Consider the following 15018-nt stretch of genomic DNA (forward strand, 5'->3'; position numbering starts at 1 on the left):
TGCGCACTTTCCGCGGCGCGTCGTCTGCAAACACGCACGCTCGGCAAGATTGGCCGGCTCACGCCGCTCGCCAGAATTGGGTTAGCTCACGCCGACGCGCGGTAGGCGTCGACGATCGGTTCGAGTTCGTCGGGCGTCGCGCCGTGCATGATCAGCGCGTCCGCGCCGTAGTCGAACTCCTTGCGGATGCGCGCGACGCACTGCTGGGCCGACCCCGTGGCGGACGGCTCCAACCATTCGTCGGGAATCAACGTCGCGATGTGCTCGATCTGTTCGGCAGACGCCTTGTGATCGATACCGCCGGGAATCGATTGTACGACCTTGTCGTCTCGGAAGCGTTGCAGCACAGCCGGATCCCAGCCGTTGGTGTTGACCAGAAGGTCGCCGTAGCCCTGCAGGTAGGTGGCCAGCCGGGCCACCGTCTTCTTCAATCGCAACTCTTCGGGCAGGTGGTCACCGACCGTGGCGAAGCACGACCACACCCGAACGCTCGACGGATCGCGGCCCGCCTTCTCGGCGGCGTCCTTGACCGTCTTGACCGCGCGCTGCAGTGTCTCCGGGGTGAAGTAGGTGTGCAGGACGACGTCGTCGAACGCCCGCCCGCCCAGTGCCAGCGTCTGCGGACCGAACGCCACGATCGCCAGCCGGATGTCCTCGCGGAAGTCCGGATCGAGGAACAGCACCTGATACTTGCCGATCGGTCCGTCGTGGTTGAAGATCATTTCGCCGTTCCACAGCCGCCGCATGACCTGGGCGAAATCCTCCATCTGCGCGGTCGTGACCGGCGGGATCCCGAACGCCCCGTACATCGCCGCGACACCGCGACCGATGCCCAGCGTGAATCGGCCGCCCGAGAGCCGGTGCATCGTCGTCGCCCACGATCCGGTGATCAGTGGGTGTCGCGTGTTGTGATTCGTTGCCGCGGTGGCGATCTGCATGCGTGACGTCACCGCGCAGGCCGCACCCACCAGCGACGACGCCTCCTTGACGTTCCATCGTTCGGAGATGAACGCGGTACCGAACCCGAGCTCCTCGCCTCGGCGGGCCTCGTCCATCAGCGTGGCCGGGCCCTCACCGCCGGCGCCGGCCAACAGGTAGTAGCCCAGTTCGTCGAGCACTGATTCCGTCACGCCCAGACTCCTTGCTTGTAGCCGCAGTTCCACACCTCGACGATCCTGCCGTCGACCACCCGGAAGACTTCCATACTGCCGATCGTGGTCTGCGTCCCGTCCTTCATCTTGATCGGAGACTGGTAGACGATCGCCACATGCTCACCGTCCTCGCCCGCCACCACCAGGTTCAAATCGAAGCGGATGCTCTCCGACACCGCCCACATGTCGACCACCCGGGCCACCGCCTGCTCATGGGTCAAGACGTGTGCCGGCTCCCCCACCTCATGGCGAATCACCCTCTCGCCCAGCAGTTCCTCGGCCAGTGCGAAGTCCGCCTTGTTCCAGGCCACCAGGTTGTACAGCTCCACCACCTCGCGGGCGGACCGGCTCATGAGAACACCTCCAGGGCATCGATGGCATCGATCGCGGCCACCGCGCGGTCGGTGAGCGTCAGGCACAGTCGGCGGGACCGTTCCGGCAGCGCGTCCCACCCGTTGAGGGTGATGACCGGCAACACCATCAGATAGACCGCGGCGAAGCGATAGTGCCGCCAGGCCTCGTCGAATCCGTAGTCCGCTACTCCGTGGGCGGTGAGGTGGCCGATGTACTCACTCAGCAGCGCCTCGTCGTGGCCTTGCCGGACCGCGGTCGGCAGTCCCTGGGTGACCAGATACGAGACGTCGGCCGCGCCCGCGCCCCGCGCGGTGAACTGGAAATCGACCACCTTCATCCGCTCGCCCGAGAAGAAGAGGTTGTCGGCCCGGATATCGCCGTGCAGCAACATGTCCCGCTCGGCGAGCACGGGCAGCGCGGCGACCGCACGCTCGGCGAAGCGTTCGGCGAACGCGGCCACCGCCGGCGCCACGTTCACGGCGGTCTGCGCGCGGTAGACCTCCCACCCCGGGCCGAAGGCCGGTAGCAGCAAATCCCTCGCGATCGTGGTGTCGATGCTCGGAAACTGCTCCAGCACGGCCGGTCCGCCCGACCACGCATGCAGGCCGGCCAGTTGTCCGATGCAGTGTCGGGCCCGGTCCATGCTCAGTCCGGCGAGGTGATCGGCGTTGTCCCACTCCGAGAGATCCTCGAGCAACAGCACGAAATCGACGCCGTCATCGACCATCCGGGCGCAATATACCCGCGGTGTGTCCATCGGTGCCCGCCCGGCGACCTCACGGTAGAAGGACAACTCCCGTCGGTAGCCGCCCAGCAGCTCCATCGCGCCGCGAGCCTCCGACACCGCGGGAAGCTTGGCGATCAGTGTGGACGGCACCGCGGTGCCGGTCAGATGCAGCCGGTACAGCAGCGACGAGAAACCGCTGTCCATCGCGATCTGCTCGGAGCGGACGCTCTCGACCGTCGCGCCGTCCAGCCCTGCGTCGGCTCGAAGCGCCTCGGTCAACCAGGCGGAGTCGATCCCCTCGATACCACCGGGCACCGCGGCGGCAGTACTCGTCGTCATCGAACCCCACTCCCGCTGACCGCCGCGAGGAATCGCTCCGACGCACGCTGCACACCGCCCGCGAAGAGGTGGCCGACGTGGCTGCCCCGGTGCCAGTACATTTCGCCGCCCCACCGCTCGTGCAGTCGCTGGGCCGGTTCGCGACGCGCCATCTGGTCGTGCCACGCCCCGACGATGAGCCGGCGTTCGGGTGGGGCCGTGGGCTCGACGGCCTGATAATCCACGATCGACATCACGCGCTCCACGGGTTCGGACCGCAACAGTTCGACTGTGTCGCGCACCGACGGCCCCCATCGTCCCAGATGCGCGGCGATCATCGCATTGAGCCCGAAGATCGGGGTGTACACCGCGGCGGCGTCGACGTCTTCGAGGTGCGAGACCAGTCCCGCGACCGGGCTGCCCATCGAAACCCCCGAGACCGCAAGGACGCTCGCCTGCGGCCGCAGCCACCGAAGAAGCGCCCGCACCTCCGACACCACCCGGATCATGCCCGCCAGGTTGTTCAGCGGGTCCATGTCGGGATAGGTGGGCCACCGGTCACGCCGGACGCCGCATCCGGGCTGCACCGGCAACGCGATGTTGTACCCGAGCTTCTCCTGCAGTCGTCGGGCCCGCGAGAACACCAGGTCGATCGGCAGGCCCTGGCCGGCGCCGTGCACCCACACCAGCCACGGCCGCGCGTCGTCACCGCTTCGGCACAGATGAACCACCGCCGTCGCCGGGCCCCCGAACCCCTGCAGCGACGGCGGCAGGTGTGGGTCGTGTTCGAAGGTCAGTTGCTCGTATCGGGATCGGCCGAACCGGCGCCGCCGAATCACGCTCGGCCGCAGCTCATCCGGTTCGACGTGTACGCCCGTCATGCCCAGGCCGGCCAGTTCCTCGGCGGCGGCTGCGCAGGATTCGACCGTGCGCTCCAGCCGCGGTGGAGGTGCGCTCAGCGTCATCCCCGTCAACGCCAGTTCGTCGAGCACGACCTCGCCGAGTTGCCGGGCACCGCTGCGGGACAGCGGCTTCCAGTCCCCCGGTGCGGCCACCGCGGTATGTGCTCGCGGCACCACACCCGCGAAGTCGCGCCCGATACGGTACGCGCGTTCGGCCGGCCTCATGCCAGTTTGAACCCGGTGTAGCCGGAATCGGCGACCTCGTCGCACCGACGTCGGTACTCCGGAATGCCCGCCGTGTAGCCCATGTACATCCGCTTCTTGCCCGGCACGTTGCCGCCGTTGTACCAGGAGTTGCAGCTGGGATGGACGAGGACGGTTGGTGCGACGAGCGATGCCGTGTGCTCGATCCACTCGCGTTGCGCCTGCGGCAGCGCTTCGATGGTGCGATACCCATTGGCCCTCACGTACGCGATGCAGTCGCCGATCCACTCGACGTGCTGTTCGAGCGCGGTCACGAAGTTGCTTGCCGGAGCTGGACTTCCGGGCGCCTGGACGATGAACAGATTCGGAAAGCCGGCCACCGCGATCCCAAGGTAGGCGTACGGCCCCTCGGTCGTCCAGAAATCGCCCAGGGACAGGTGGTCGCGCCCGGTCACCGCGATTCGCGTCATCGCACCGGTCATCGCGTCGAAACCGGTGGCATAGATGATCACGTCGAGTTCGTGGTCGCCCTGTTCGGTGCGGATCCCCGTCGGGGTGACCTCCACGATCGGCCCCTCCCGCAGGTCCACGAGCGTCACGTTGTCTCGGTTGAATGTCTCGTAGTAGCCCTGGTCGATGATCGGGCGCTTGCATCCGAACGGGTGCGACGGGGTCAGCGCCGCGGCGGTTTCGGGGTTCTCGACGATGCGAGCCACCGCCTCGCCGTAGAGTTTGGCCGCCATCTGGTTTGCCTCGATGTCGAAGAACACGTCGCCCCAGCTGAGCGCTCCGATGACGCCGCCCTCCTCGACGGCACGCAGTTGCTCCTCGCGCGACGCCGACTTCAGCGGCGGTTTGGTCATCATCTCGAACATCACCGAGAACGCGCTGAGTCGGGCCGCGCCCACCGCGTGTTCTCGCTGGGCCGCGCGGATCTCGGGGTAGTTCGCCTTCAGCTCGTCGAGTTCGCCGTCGTCGAACGGGCGGACCTCCCACGGCAGCGTGTAGGCCGGCGAGCGCTGGAACACGGTGAGATGGCGGGCCTGTTGGGCGACGACCGGGATCAGTTGTACACCGGTCGAACCCGTCCCGATCACGCCGACCCTCTTGCCGGTCAGATCCACGTCGTGCTTCGGCCACCGACTGGTGAACAGCGAGAGCCCGTCGAAGGCGCCCATACCGGGTATCTCCGGTTCCTTCGGGACCGACAGGATCCCCGTCGCCGCGACGACGAACGGTGCCACGAACACGTCCCCGTCTGCCGTCTGCACCTCCCACCCGGAGGCGGCCTCGTCGAACATCATCGCGGTGACCTCGGAATGGAACCGGATGTCGCGACGGAGATCGAGTCGGTCGGCGACGAAGTTCAGGTACGCCTCGATCTCGGGCTGACGGGGCATCGTCTCGGTCCACACCCACTCCTGCTGGATCTCCTCGGAGAAGCTGTAGGAGTATTCGATGCTCTCGATGTCACAGCGCGCACCGGGGTACCGATTGAACAGCCATGTCCCGCCGACGTTCTCGGCCTTCTCCAGGACGACGGTGCGCAACCCCTGCTCGCGGAGGCGATGCAGCGCGTAAAGCCCGGAGAACCCGGCCCCGACGACGATCGCGTCGAAGCGGGTGGAATCGGATGTCGTCACAGGTAGGCCCTCACGTCCAGAAGTGGAGATACTGTAACTATTACAGTATTGCGCCGAACCGTAGGCCGATTTCGATGAACACCGCTGGATCATCGCACGTCCTGAAACCGCTACTGTAAGTTATTCCATTACTACCTGGACATAGGAGGCGGCGCGGGCATGAAAGTACCGTTCACCTGGAAGGTCACTGGATGGTTCATGATCGGATGGTCTGCCGAATTTCCCACCGGTGAGACCCACGCGCTGCGGTACTTCGGCGACGACCTGGTCGCCTACCGCGACGAGGCCGGCGACCTGCACGTGCTCTCGGCGCACTGCCGCCACCTCGGCGCCCACATCGGGCACGGCGGGAAGGTCGTCGGCGACTGCGTGGAATGTCCGTTCCACGGTTGGCGGTGGGGCCCCGACGGCACCAACCGCTACATCCCCTACCAGCCCGACCGACCCAACAAGGCATTGCGGCTGCGCGTCTACCCGGTCCGTGAGCAGTACGGCTGCGTGTTCGCCTGGCATCACCCCGAGGGTGAGCCGCCGCGATGGGAACTGCCGGACCTGTTTCACAAGTTCCCGCAGTTCCCGACCCACGAGGACGCGTATTACCGTCCGTACCCGGAGTTTTCGAGCCGCGCGGAACGCGAGCCGGTGCACCCGCAGATCGTCGCCGAGAACGGCCCCGACAGCGCACACTTCCACTACGTGCACCACGCGACCGTCACCCCGAAGTGCCTCAACTGGGAGATCGTCGACGAGGAGTGGCGGTTTTTGACCGGTTGGCCGGACGCCTCCAGCGACGACCCGGACAAGATGGCGCTCTACATCCACAGCCACCTGTCCGGCCTCGGATTCGCGATCAGCGCCTTCGAGGGCTCGTCGAACCACCGGTTGATCTTCGCGTGCACTCCGGTCGAGGACGGTTTTTCGGACATGTTCTATTCGATCTGGTGGCCGCGGCTGCCCGGTGACACCTCCGACGTCCCGCCCGAAGAGGTGCGCCGCAAGGTCGAGCGCCAGTTCATGGGGACGGTGTGGGATGACCTGAACATCTGGCGCTACCAGGAATACGTCGAAAACCCCGCGCTCTCCCGCACGGACGCGAAACCGTATATGGCGCTGCGGAAGTGGGCTCAGCAGTTTTACGAAGTGCCGGCGTCGGTATGAAGCCGAGCCTCGCCGAGATCGCGGCGCCCGGCCACACCGCCCTCGTCACCCAGGGAATGTCAGGGTGCGGTCGTCGGGCCCGACACCGGGCTCGAGGCACTGGCCGAAGAAGCCCGACGCGAGGCGGCCCCAACATCGCAAGGCTGCTGCCGGTGGCGCGCAACGCGGGTATCCCGACCGATTACTCGGATGCGATCCTCGACAACACGTTGTCGCTGCTGGCGACGATCACCACCACCGACGAGTTGATCGACACATGGAAGTAGCCGCGCAGTGACCGACACCGAGGACGAGATCCGCGAATTCGCCAGGGTCAAGCCGACTCTGGGTTCTCCCGAGATGGGCCGGTTCATCTCGGCGCTGCGCCGGTTGCAGAACATCACGGTTTCCAGCGATCCGGACGCAGCGCTGTGGAACGACTCGGCCGCGCTGCTCGAGGACATGTGCGAACGCCTGGAAGCACACAAGGCTCCCGCGGGCGTCGCCCCGGCCGGCCGGGCACCCAACCTGCCCGGCAACGGCCACCCGCTGATGCCGCCCTGGCAGGTCGTGACGTCGGGACCGGACGAGGTCACGATGCTCGGGCACTTCAGCCGCTTCCACGTCGGGGGCAATGACGCGGTGCACGGCGGCGTGATCCCGCTGTTCTACGACTGGCATTTCGGCATGGTGGTGTCGGCTGCGGGCCGACCCGACAGCCGGACCGCGTACCTGCATGTCGACTACCGGCGGGTGACCCCGATCGAGGTACCGCTCGAGGCTCGGGCATGGATCGATTCGGTCGACGGGCGCAAACTGTTCGTGAGGGCGGAGATGACGGACGGGGACGGCAACGTACTATCCGAGGCCAACGGTCTGATGATCAAACTGCTTGCCCACCAGCCTTGAAAGGCGCGATGTCTGTGACCACACAGTTCACCGTCCCGGCCGCCGCCGACACCGTCGCCGCCGCGATCGGCGACCGAGAGTTCATCGTCCAAGGCGATCGCCGCTACACCTACGCCCAGGTCGTCGAGCGGGCCAACCGCCTGGCCGCGTTCCTGCACAGTCGCGGGCTGGGCTGCCACGTCGAGCGCTCCGAGCTCGCCGGCCACGAGGTGGGCCAGGACCTCTTGGGGATCTACGCCTACAACGGCCCGGAGTACATCGAGGGCATGCTCGGCTCCTGGCGGGCCCGCGTCGCGCCGTTCAACGTCAACTACCGCTACGTCAAGAACGAATTGCAGTACCTGCTCAACGATTCCGGCGCCAGCGCCCTGCTGTACCACGCGACGTTCGCGCCCCGTATCGCCGAGGTGCTGCCGGATCTGCCGAATCTTCGCGTGCTCATCCAGATCGCCGACGAGTCGGGCAACGATCTGCTCGACGGCGCGGTTGACTACGAATCGATCGTCGGCTCGGGCACCCCGGTGCTGCCGCCCATCGAGCCCTCGCCCGACGACCTCTACGTGCTGTATACGGGCGGGACGACGGGCATGCCGAAGGGTGTGCTGTGGCGGCAGCACGACATCTTCATGACCTCGTTCGGCGGCCGCAACATGGCCACCGGTGAGCTCATCACCTCGCTCGACGACATCGCCAAGCGGGTCGCCGAAGGACCCGGCACCAAGATCCTCACCCTGCCGCCGCTCATGCACGGCGCCGCGCAGTGGGCGGCGATGACGGCTCTGACCACGGGACAGACCATCGTGTTCACGGCGAATCCCGGCAGTCTCGACGCCGACGAGGTGGTGGAGACCATCGAGCGGGAGAAAGTCCTTGTGGTGCAGGTCGTCGGCGACGCGGTGGCACGTCCCCTCGCCGATGCGATCGAGCGCAGTTCGGCCGACGTGTCATCGCTGGCCGTGGTGGCCAACGGCGGAGCGCTGCTCACCCCGACCGCCAAACAACGGCTGATCGACGTCAAACCCGGCCTGATCGTCATGGACGGTGTGGGGTCCTCGGAGACCGGTATCCAGATGAACCACATGTCCGCTCCCGGCGCGGTGTCGACCGGCCAGTTCAATGCGGGCCCGGACACCTTCGTCGCGGCCGAGGACCTCACCGCGATTCTCGAGCCCGGCCATGACGGGATCGGGTGGTTGGCGCAGCGCGGTTATGTGCCGCTGGGCTACAAGGGCGATGCGGACAAAACGGCCAAGACCTTCCCGGTGATCGACGGTGTGCGCTACTCGATTCCGGGCGACCGCGCCCGCCATCAGGCCGACGGATCGATCGAACTGCTCGGACGCGATTCGGTGACCATCAACTCCGGCGGCGAGAAGATCTTCGCCGAAGAGGTCGAGACCGCGTTGCTGTCGCATCCCGCGGTGGCGGACGTCGTGGTGGCGGGCCGGCCCAGCGACCGGTGGGGCCAGGAGGTGGTCGCGGTCGTCGCCCTCACCGAGGGCGCCAACGCCGACGCCCAGGAACTCATCGACCATGCCGCGAATTCGATTGCGCGCTACAAACTTCCGAAGGCCGTGGTGTTCCGGCCGGTGATCGAGCGCAGCCCCGCGGGCAAGGCCGACTACCGGTGGGCCCGGGAGCAGGCGACCAGCGCGAACGCCTGAGCCGGCGCCTGGTCCGGTTGCGCGCCAACCGCAGCCCGAGCGCGGTCGTCGGCCAGGAACGCGCTCCGCTGTCGCTCCAACACCGCTGACATCGCGTCCCGCTCGATGCCCTCGGTGGTGCTCACCTGAATTGCCCTCTCGCTCATCGCACCACCATCTCCGCACATGATTGTCTGGCAGACCCGAATTGTTTACTGTCGTGCTTACAGTCGGCCATTCGAATGGGACGCCGACGCCATCGGCCGCGGAGGGAATGGAAGAGATGACCGAAAAGCGCAAAGTTGCCGTGGTCGGGGCGGGGTCGGGTATCGGGGCCGCTGTCGCGACGCATTTCCACGAGCGCGGTGATCACGTACTCGCAGTCGACGTCCGCGACCACCGAACGCCCGCTTCCGAATACAGCTGCTGCGACCTGCGCGATGCGGCAGCCATTCGCGGCCTGCTCGACTCGATCGGGTCGGGCTGGGACATGCTGGCTCACGTCGCCGGTGTCCCGGGCACCGCGCCGGCCGCCGACGTGCTCAAGGTCAACTACCTCGGCATGCGGCTGGTCATCGAGGGCATGCTGCCCCGAATGCGCCGGGGCGGGTCGATAGTCGCGGTCGCCTCCACCGCCGCGCTCGGATGGGATCAGCGCATCGAGACCCTCGGCGGGCTGCTCGACCTCACCGATGCCGACGCCGTCGAGCGTTGGCAGGCCGAGCAGGATCCCGACTATCCGGTGTACAGCACGTCCAAGCAGGCGGTGATCCTGTACGCGAAGCGGCTCGCGGGCCCGGCGTGGACCAAATACGGGGTGCGGGTCAACACCGTCAGCCCCGGCCCTGTCGAGACGCCGATCCTCACCGACTTCGAGCAGACCATGGGCAAGGATGTCCTGGACATGTGCAAGGCGACCGTCGGGCGGCACGCCTCGGTCGACGACATCGTGCCGGTGATCGGGTTCCTCGGGTCCCCGGAGGCGCGTTGGGTCACCGGCCAGGACATTCAGGTCGACGCCGGCTTCATCAATTCGATGCTCGCCGGCGCACCTGTCCAGCTCTGACGGTCGGCATCTATCGTCGCGTAGCCCTATACTGTAAGCTTTACAGTACCCATGCGGGTTACCTGACCGGATCAGACGATGGAGATCAGCCGTGGATAGCCCCGTACAGGATGTCACGGTCGACGAAGCCTTCGACCTGCTGCGCGACCCCTATCCCCTGTTCGCACAGAAGCGGCGGGAAACCAGCGGCGTGTTTCGCGGCAGCGTCATGGACTGGTCTCAGGCACCGGATGCGATGCCGGAAAACCTCTATGCGGCAGTCTCGTTCGATGCCGTCAACCGTGTGTTCCGCGACGGCAAGGTCTTCAACTCACACATCTACGACAACACCATCGGCCTGTTCATCGGCCCGACGATCCTGGCGATGGAGGGCAAGAAGCATTGGGACCACCGCAATCTGGTGTCCTCGGCGTTCAAGTCGAAGTCGTTGGCGCGCTGGGAACCCGAAGTTGTCCGTCCGGTGGTCACCGCGCTGATCGACGAGTTCATCGATGACGGGCGTGCCGACCTGGTTCGCGATTTCACGTTCGAGTTCCCGACCCGCGTCATCTCCAAGCTGCTGGGCCTGCCCGAGGACGACCTGCCGTGGTTTCGCAAGCGGGCCGTCGAACTGATCAGCTATCACGTCCGATACAAACGCGCATTCGAGGCGTCGGCCGCGTTGAAGGACTACTTCATGGCGCAGATCGACAAGCGACGATCCAAGCCGACCCCCGACATCATCGGCGATCTGGTCGCCGCCGAGATCGACGGCGAAAAACTCAGCGACGAGTCCATCTACTCGTTCCTGCGCCTGTTGCTGCCCGCGGGGCTGGAAACCACCTACCGGTCGTCGGGAAACCTGCTGTACCTGTTGCTCAGCCATCCCGAACAGTTCGCCGCGGTACAAGCCGATCGGGACCTCGTCCCGGCCGCAATCGAAGAAGGCCTGCGATTTGAGACGCCGTTGACCACCGTGCAGCGGTACGCGACCGAGGAGACCGAGCTCGAAGGTGTCTGCCTACCCGAGGGTTCGGTGATCGATGTGTGCATCGGATCGGCCAACCGCGACGAAAGCCGTTGGGAGCGCTCCGAGGAATTCGACATCTTTCGCAAGCGGATCCCGCACATCTCCTTCGCGGCAGGTGAGCACACCTGCATGGGTCTGCACCTGGCACGAATGGAGACGCGCGTGGCAGTGGAATGCCTGCTGGACCGGCTGACCAACATCGAACTCGTCACCGACGACAATCCCCACATCGCGGGCCAACCCTTCCGCTCACCCACCGCGCTGCCCGTGACGTTCGATCCGGTCGGCTGACCCGTGGCCAAAGCCGTGGGCGGCCGCACCCGCCGGCGCCGTGACCGCGGCTCGATCAGCGCCGACGAAATACTCGAGGGTGCACTGGAAGTCGCGAAAGAGGTCTCGATCGACAACCTGAGCATGCCGCAACTGGCGCGACATCTCGGCGTCGGCGTCACCAGCATCTACTGGTACTTCCGCCGTAAAGACGATCTTCTCGACGCGATGACCGACCGTGCGCTGGAGCGGTTCGAGTTCACGGTGCCGACCATCGCCGCGTCCAATTGGCGAGAATCGTTGCGCAACCACGCCGTGACGATGCGGCGCAGATTTCGCGCGGACCCGATCCTGTGCGATCTGGTGTTGATCCGGGGACAGTACGGGAACCGTGCGATGCACGGGGCGCTGCAGAAGCTCGCGCAACCGATCGGAGCGCTTGTCGAGGCGGGACTCAGTGCCGAGCAGGCCGCCGAGACGTACGGTGCCATCTCGGTCCACATCCGGGGTTCGGTGGTTCTCGAGCGCCTGCAGGACCGAACCGAAGGCTTCCCCGCCCAGCGCGCCGACGGCGGCCGCTACATCGGGTTCGCCGATGACATCGACTTCGGCTACATCCTCGACAGCATCCTCGACCACGCAGAGGCGATCATCGCGGCCGCGTAGCGCTGCTCTTCGGCGCGCGGTAGGCCACGGTCTTCGTCTCGAGGTATTGCTCGAAACCCTCCACGCCGCACTGCCTTCCGACACCGCTGCTCTTGAAGCCGCCGAACGGTGCGTCCGCCCCGTAGAACATGCCTCCGTTCACGCCGAACGATCCGGTGCGGATGCGACGCGCGATCGCCATCCCCCGCTCCAGTGAGCGCGACGAAACCGCACCCGCCAACCCGTACGCACTGTCGTTGGCGATCCGCACCGCCTCGTCGTCGTCGTCGAACGGGAGCACCACCAACACCGGACCGAACACCTCCTGCTGGGCGATCGCCGCGTCGTTGTCGACGCCGACGATCACGGTCGGCGCCACATAGTGGCCGTCGGCCAGATGGTCGGGGAGGTTCGCGACGGGCCCTCCGCCCGCGGCGATCTCGGCGCCGTCCGAGCGGGCCCGCTCGATCGCATCGAGGACCCGCTTCTTCTGCGCTGCGCTGATCAACGGACCCACCAGTGTGTCGGGGTTGACCGGATCTCCCACCGGCACAGCCTGATACGCAGCGGTGATCGCGGCGATGGCCTCGTCGTAACGCGACCGGTGCACCAGCATGCGCGTCGTGGCCGCGCATGCCTGGCCCGCATGGACGCAGACCCCGACCGCTGACCCGACGATCGCCGCAGGCGGAGCGTCGTCGAGCACGATCGACACCGACTTGCCGCCCAGTTCCAAAAACATCCGTTTCATCGTGTCGGCGCCCTGTCGCATCAAGAGCTTGCCGACCTGGGTTGAGCCGGTGAACGAGATCATGTCGACGCGGGGGTCGGTGCCGAGCCGTCCGGCGACGTCGTTGCACGGCGTGGGCACCACGTTGACGACGCCGGGCGGAATATCGGTGTGCTCGGCGATGAGACGGCCGAGCCGCGTGGCGTTCCACGGCGTGTTCGGATCCGGCTTGAGCACCACGGTGTTTCCGGTCGCGAGGGCGGGCCCGAGCTTGTTGAGGATCACCTCGATCGGGAAGTTCGACGGGGTTATCGCAGCGACGACGCCGACGGGTTCCTTGACCACCGTACGCACGTTGCGCTCACCGAACAGTCCCCCTCCGTCGAGAGTGCGCTCCCATTCGAAGTCCAACATCAACCGCGCGGGATACCGCAGGCCGTCCGCCAACGGCCAATCCAGTTGTGCGGACTGGGTTGTCGTCACCGGACAACCGACCTCGGCCATCAACTCTTCACGCAGCTCCTCCAGCTCGGCTTCGATCGCGAACTGCAGCTGATCGAGGCAGCGTGCGCGCAGGTGTCGGTTGGTGGCCCAGTCGGTCTCGTCGAAGGCCCGGCGGGCGGCCGCAATCGCGCGCTCCATGTCCTCGGAGTCGGCGGCGGCCGTGCTGCCCAACAGCCGGCCGGTGGCCGGGCTCAGGTTGTCGAATTGCGCACCGGACGCCGAGGACACGAGCTGCCCGTCGACGAGCATCCGCGATTCGGCACGTCGGGCGGCGCGTTCACCGACGTCGATGCTGGTCTTGAGCCGTTCTGCCGAATCTCTCGCGGAGCTCACCCGGCTACCTCGTACAATCACTTTGCGGGACGACTAACTGTAATGCTTACAGTAGCTTAATACAACATCCGGAGACCCACGTTCTAGGGAGCCGATTTGGTCAAGGTCATGGAGGGCGTGCGCGTCCTCGAAGTCGCACAGTTCACGTTCGTCCCCGCAGCGGGGGCGATCCTCGCCGATTGGGGCGCCGACGTCATCAAGGTGGAGCACCCGGTGCGCGGTGACACCCAACGCGGCTTCATCAACATGGGCGGATTCCAACTCGACCCCAACCGCCATCCCCTGATCGAACACCCCAACCGCGGTAAGCGCAGCGTGGGCATCGACGTGTCGACGCCCGAGGGTCAGGAGGTGCTCTACGAGATCGCCAGAACGTCTGATGTTTTCCTCACCAATTACCTTCCCGCACAACGGCAGAAGAACAAGTTCGACGTCGAGCACATCCGCGCCGCGAACCCCGACATCATCTACGCGCGCGGAAGCGCATACGGCGACAAGGGACCCGAGCGCGATACCGGAGGTTTCGACGGCACCGCGTTCTGGACGCGCAGCGGGGTCGGGCACGCCTTGACCCCCGAGGAAATCGGCGGCGCACTGTCGCAGGGCATTCCGGCGTTCGGCGACTCGATCGGCGGAATGAACATCGCAGGCGGGATCTCGGCTGCACTGTTTCACCGGATGCGCACCGGCGAGGCGGTCGAGCTCGACGTTTCGCTGCTGAGCACGGCGTGGTGGGCCGGCGGTGCCAGCATGACACAGGGCATGGAGACCGGCGAGACCATGCGCTCGCTGATGCCGGATGCCGCGGGCCCGAGCGTGAACCCGTTCATGGCCAACTACCTGACCTCCGACGGCGGCACGATCAACTTGTGCATCGTCAGCCCGACCGGATACATCCGCGACGCGTTCGAACATCTGGAACTGCCGGAGCTTGCCGACGACCCCCGTTTCTGCGACGTGATGCCCTTGATCGAGAACGCCGCAGCCGCAGTCGATTTGATTCGAGAGAAGATTCGCAGCAAGCCGTTCGAGTACTGGCGCCAGCGCCTCAAGACGATGAAGGGCCAGTGGGCCCCGTTTCAGAGCTTCCTCGATCTCGCCACCGACGAGCAGGCGCTCGCCAACGACATGGTCGTGGAGGTGGAGGCGGCCGACGGCGGCAAGCCGTTCAAGGTCGTCCGCGGCCCGGTGCAGTTCAACCACGAACCGCTGGAGACCACGCGCGCACCGCAGGCCAGCGAGCACACCGAGCTGGTGCTGATGGACATCGGCATGGATTGGGACCGCATCGAGGCGCTGAAGGAGAAGGGCGCCATCGCGTAGGAGCCCCCTCCTTTCTCTCTCGCGCGAGCGTGCGTGTCTGCACACGACACTCCGCGGATGTTCGGCGCTTCACGCACGGTCGGCACCCGCGAGCGTGCACAAAGCGCTGCTATTGCGCGGCGTGTCGTGTGCAAACACGCACGCTCGCGC

Annotated in this window: 14 protein-coding genes and 1 pseudogene; 8 read left to right on the forward strand and 7 right to left on the reverse strand. The window is 66.3% G+C overall.

Annotation, left to right across the window (positions count from 1 at the left end; translation table 11 throughout):
* Positions 1–86 precede the first annotated feature (86 nt).
* From AU197_RS05995 to AU197_RS06015, 5 genes are read right to left on the reverse strand one after another with little or no spacing between them, the layout of a single operon-like run.
* On the reverse strand, positions 87–1130 hold the full coding sequence (locus AU197_RS05995; RefSeq protein ID WP_064401614.1) for a TIGR03857 family LLM class F420-dependent oxidoreductase: 1044 nt from the start codon (positions 1128–1130) through the stop codon (positions 87–89).
* Positions 1127–1504 carry a nuclear transport factor 2 family protein gene (locus tag AU197_RS06000; protein ID WP_064401615.1) on the reverse strand — a complete coding sequence of 126 codons (378 nt, stop codon included), beginning with the start codon at positions 1502–1504 and terminating at the stop codon, positions 1127–1129. The genes AU197_RS05995 and AU197_RS06000 overlap by 4 nt, the downstream gene beginning before the upstream one ends.
* Positions 1501–2571: a phosphotransferase gene (locus AU197_RS06005; protein ID WP_064401616.1), complete on the reverse strand. Its 1071-nt coding sequence runs from the start codon at positions 2569–2571 to the stop codon at positions 1501–1503. The genes AU197_RS06000 and AU197_RS06005 overlap by 4 nt, the downstream gene beginning before the upstream one ends.
* Positions 2568–3677 carry a hypothetical protein gene (locus AU197_RS06010; RefSeq protein ID WP_064401617.1) on the reverse strand — a complete coding sequence of 370 codons (1110 nt, stop codon included), beginning with the start codon at positions 3675–3677 and terminating at the stop codon, positions 2568–2570. The genes AU197_RS06005 and AU197_RS06010 overlap by 4 nt, the downstream gene beginning before the upstream one ends.
* On the reverse strand, positions 3674–5299 hold the full coding sequence (locus AU197_RS06015; RefSeq protein WP_064401618.1) for a flavin-containing monooxygenase: 1626 nt from the start codon (positions 5297–5299) through the stop codon (positions 3674–3676). Before AU197_RS06015 ends, AU197_RS06010 begins: the two co-directional genes overlap by 4 nt.
* A gap of 159 nt (positions 5300–5458) precedes the next feature.
* On the opposite strand from AU197_RS06015, the gene AU197_RS06020 reads away from it, so the two are divergent.
* From AU197_RS06020 to AU197_RS06030, 4 genes and pseudogenes are all read left to right on the forward strand, one after another.
* Positions 5459–6457, forward strand: a complete 999-nt coding sequence (locus tag AU197_RS06020; protein WP_064401619.1) for an aromatic ring-hydroxylating oxygenase subunit alpha — start codon at positions 5459–5461, stop codon at positions 6455–6457.
* Positions 6454–6630 (forward strand): annotated as a pseudogene (locus AU197_RS25920) (cysteine hydrolase); the annotation flags it as partial. The gene AU197_RS06020 and the pseudogene AU197_RS25920, both read left to right, overlap by 4 nt.
* Positions 6631–6730: 100 nt before the next feature.
* Positions 6731–7345 (forward strand): PaaI family thioesterase, encoded by a 615-nt coding sequence (locus tag AU197_RS06025; RefSeq protein ID WP_064401620.1) that lies wholly within the window; start codon positions 6731–6733, stop codon positions 7343–7345.
* A gap of 8 nt (positions 7346–7353) precedes the next feature.
* Positions 7354–9009, forward strand: a complete 1656-nt coding sequence (locus AU197_RS06030) for an acyl-CoA synthetase (RefSeq protein ID WP_064401621.1) — start codon at positions 7354–7356, stop codon at positions 9007–9009.
* Here the strand turns inward: AU197_RS06030 and AU197_RS06035 are convergent.
* Positions 8967–9155 (reverse strand): hypothetical protein, encoded by a 189-nt coding sequence (locus AU197_RS06035; RefSeq protein WP_064401622.1) that lies wholly within the window; start codon positions 9153–9155, stop codon positions 8967–8969. The genes AU197_RS06030 and AU197_RS06035 overlap by 43 nt on opposite strands.
* Positions 9156–9271: 116 nt before the next feature.
* On the opposite strand from AU197_RS06035, the gene AU197_RS06040 reads away from it, so the two are divergent.
* The 3 genes from AU197_RS06040 (at position 9272) to AU197_RS06050 (ending at position 11999) form a co-directional block, all read left to right on the forward strand.
* Complete coding sequence (locus tag AU197_RS06040; protein ID WP_064401689.1) at positions 9272–10054, forward strand: SDR family oxidoreductase; 783 nt, start codon at positions 9272–9274, stop codon at positions 10052–10054.
* A 91-nt stretch (positions 10055–10145) separates the two neighbouring features.
* On the forward strand, positions 10146–11354 hold the full coding sequence (locus AU197_RS06045; protein WP_064401623.1) for a cytochrome P450: 1209 nt from the start codon (positions 10146–10148) through the stop codon (positions 11352–11354).
* Positions 11355–11357: 3 nt separating this feature from the next.
* Positions 11358–11999 (forward strand): TetR family transcriptional regulator, encoded by a 642-nt coding sequence (locus AU197_RS06050; RefSeq protein ID WP_064401624.1) that lies wholly within the window; start codon positions 11358–11360, stop codon positions 11997–11999.
* Here the strand turns inward: AU197_RS06050 and AU197_RS06055 are convergent.
* Positions 11983–13461 (reverse strand): aldehyde dehydrogenase family protein, encoded by a 1479-nt coding sequence (locus tag AU197_RS06055; RefSeq protein ID WP_502687860.1) that lies wholly within the window; start codon positions 13459–13461, stop codon positions 11983–11985. The two genes, AU197_RS06050 and AU197_RS06055, sit on opposite strands and share 17 nt — an antisense overlap.
* Before the next feature lie 192 nt (positions 13462–13653).
* Between AU197_RS06055 and AU197_RS06060 the strand changes: the two genes are divergently transcribed.
* Entirely contained in the window at positions 13654–14868 is a 1215-nt protein-coding gene (locus tag AU197_RS06060; RefSeq protein ID WP_064401626.1) for a CaiB/BaiF CoA transferase family protein, read from the forward strand.
* Positions 14869–15018: the final 150 nt, after the last annotated feature.

Source organism: Mycobacterium sp. IS-1590, assembly GCF_001500025.1.
Taxonomy (GTDB): Bacteria; Actinomycetota; Actinomycetes; order Mycobacteriales; family Mycobacteriaceae; genus Mycobacterium.

Excerpts from the sequence above, each read along its gene's own strand:
- AU197_RS06000 (WP_064401615.1), bottom strand. The coding sequence starts at position 1,504 with ATGAGCCGGTCCGCCCGCGAGGTGGTGGAGCTGTACAACCTGGTGGCC.
- AU197_RS06005 (WP_064401616.1), bottom strand. The coding sequence starts at position 2,571 with ATGACGACGAGTACTGCCGCCGCGGTGCCCGGTGGTATCGAGGGGATC.
- AU197_RS06010 (WP_064401617.1), bottom strand. The coding sequence starts at position 3,677 with ATGAGGCCGGCCGAACGCGCGTACCGTATCGGGCGCGACTTCGCGGGT.
- AU197_RS06020 (WP_064401619.1), top strand. The coding sequence starts at position 5,459 with ATGAAAGTACCGTTCACCTGGAAGGTCACTGGATGGTTCATGATCGGA.
- AU197_RS06030 (WP_064401621.1), top strand. The coding sequence starts at position 7,354 with ATGTCTGTGACCACACAGTTCACCGTCCCGGCCGCCGCCGACACCGTC.
- AU197_RS06035 (WP_064401622.1), bottom strand. The coding sequence starts at position 9,155 with ATGAGCGAGAGGGCAATTCAGGTGAGCACCACCGAGGGCATCGAGCGG.
- AU197_RS06040 (WP_064401689.1), top strand. The coding sequence starts at position 9,272 with ATGACCGAAAAGCGCAAAGTTGCCGTGGTCGGGGCGGGGTCGGGTATC.
- AU197_RS06055 (WP_502687860.1), bottom strand. The coding sequence starts at position 13,461 with ATGCTCGTCGACGGGCAGCTCGTGTCCTCGGCGTCCGGTGCGCAATTC.
- AU197_RS06060 (WP_064401626.1), top strand. The coding sequence starts at position 13,654 with ATGGAGGGCGTGCGCGTCCTCGAAGTCGCACAGTTCACGTTCGTCCCC.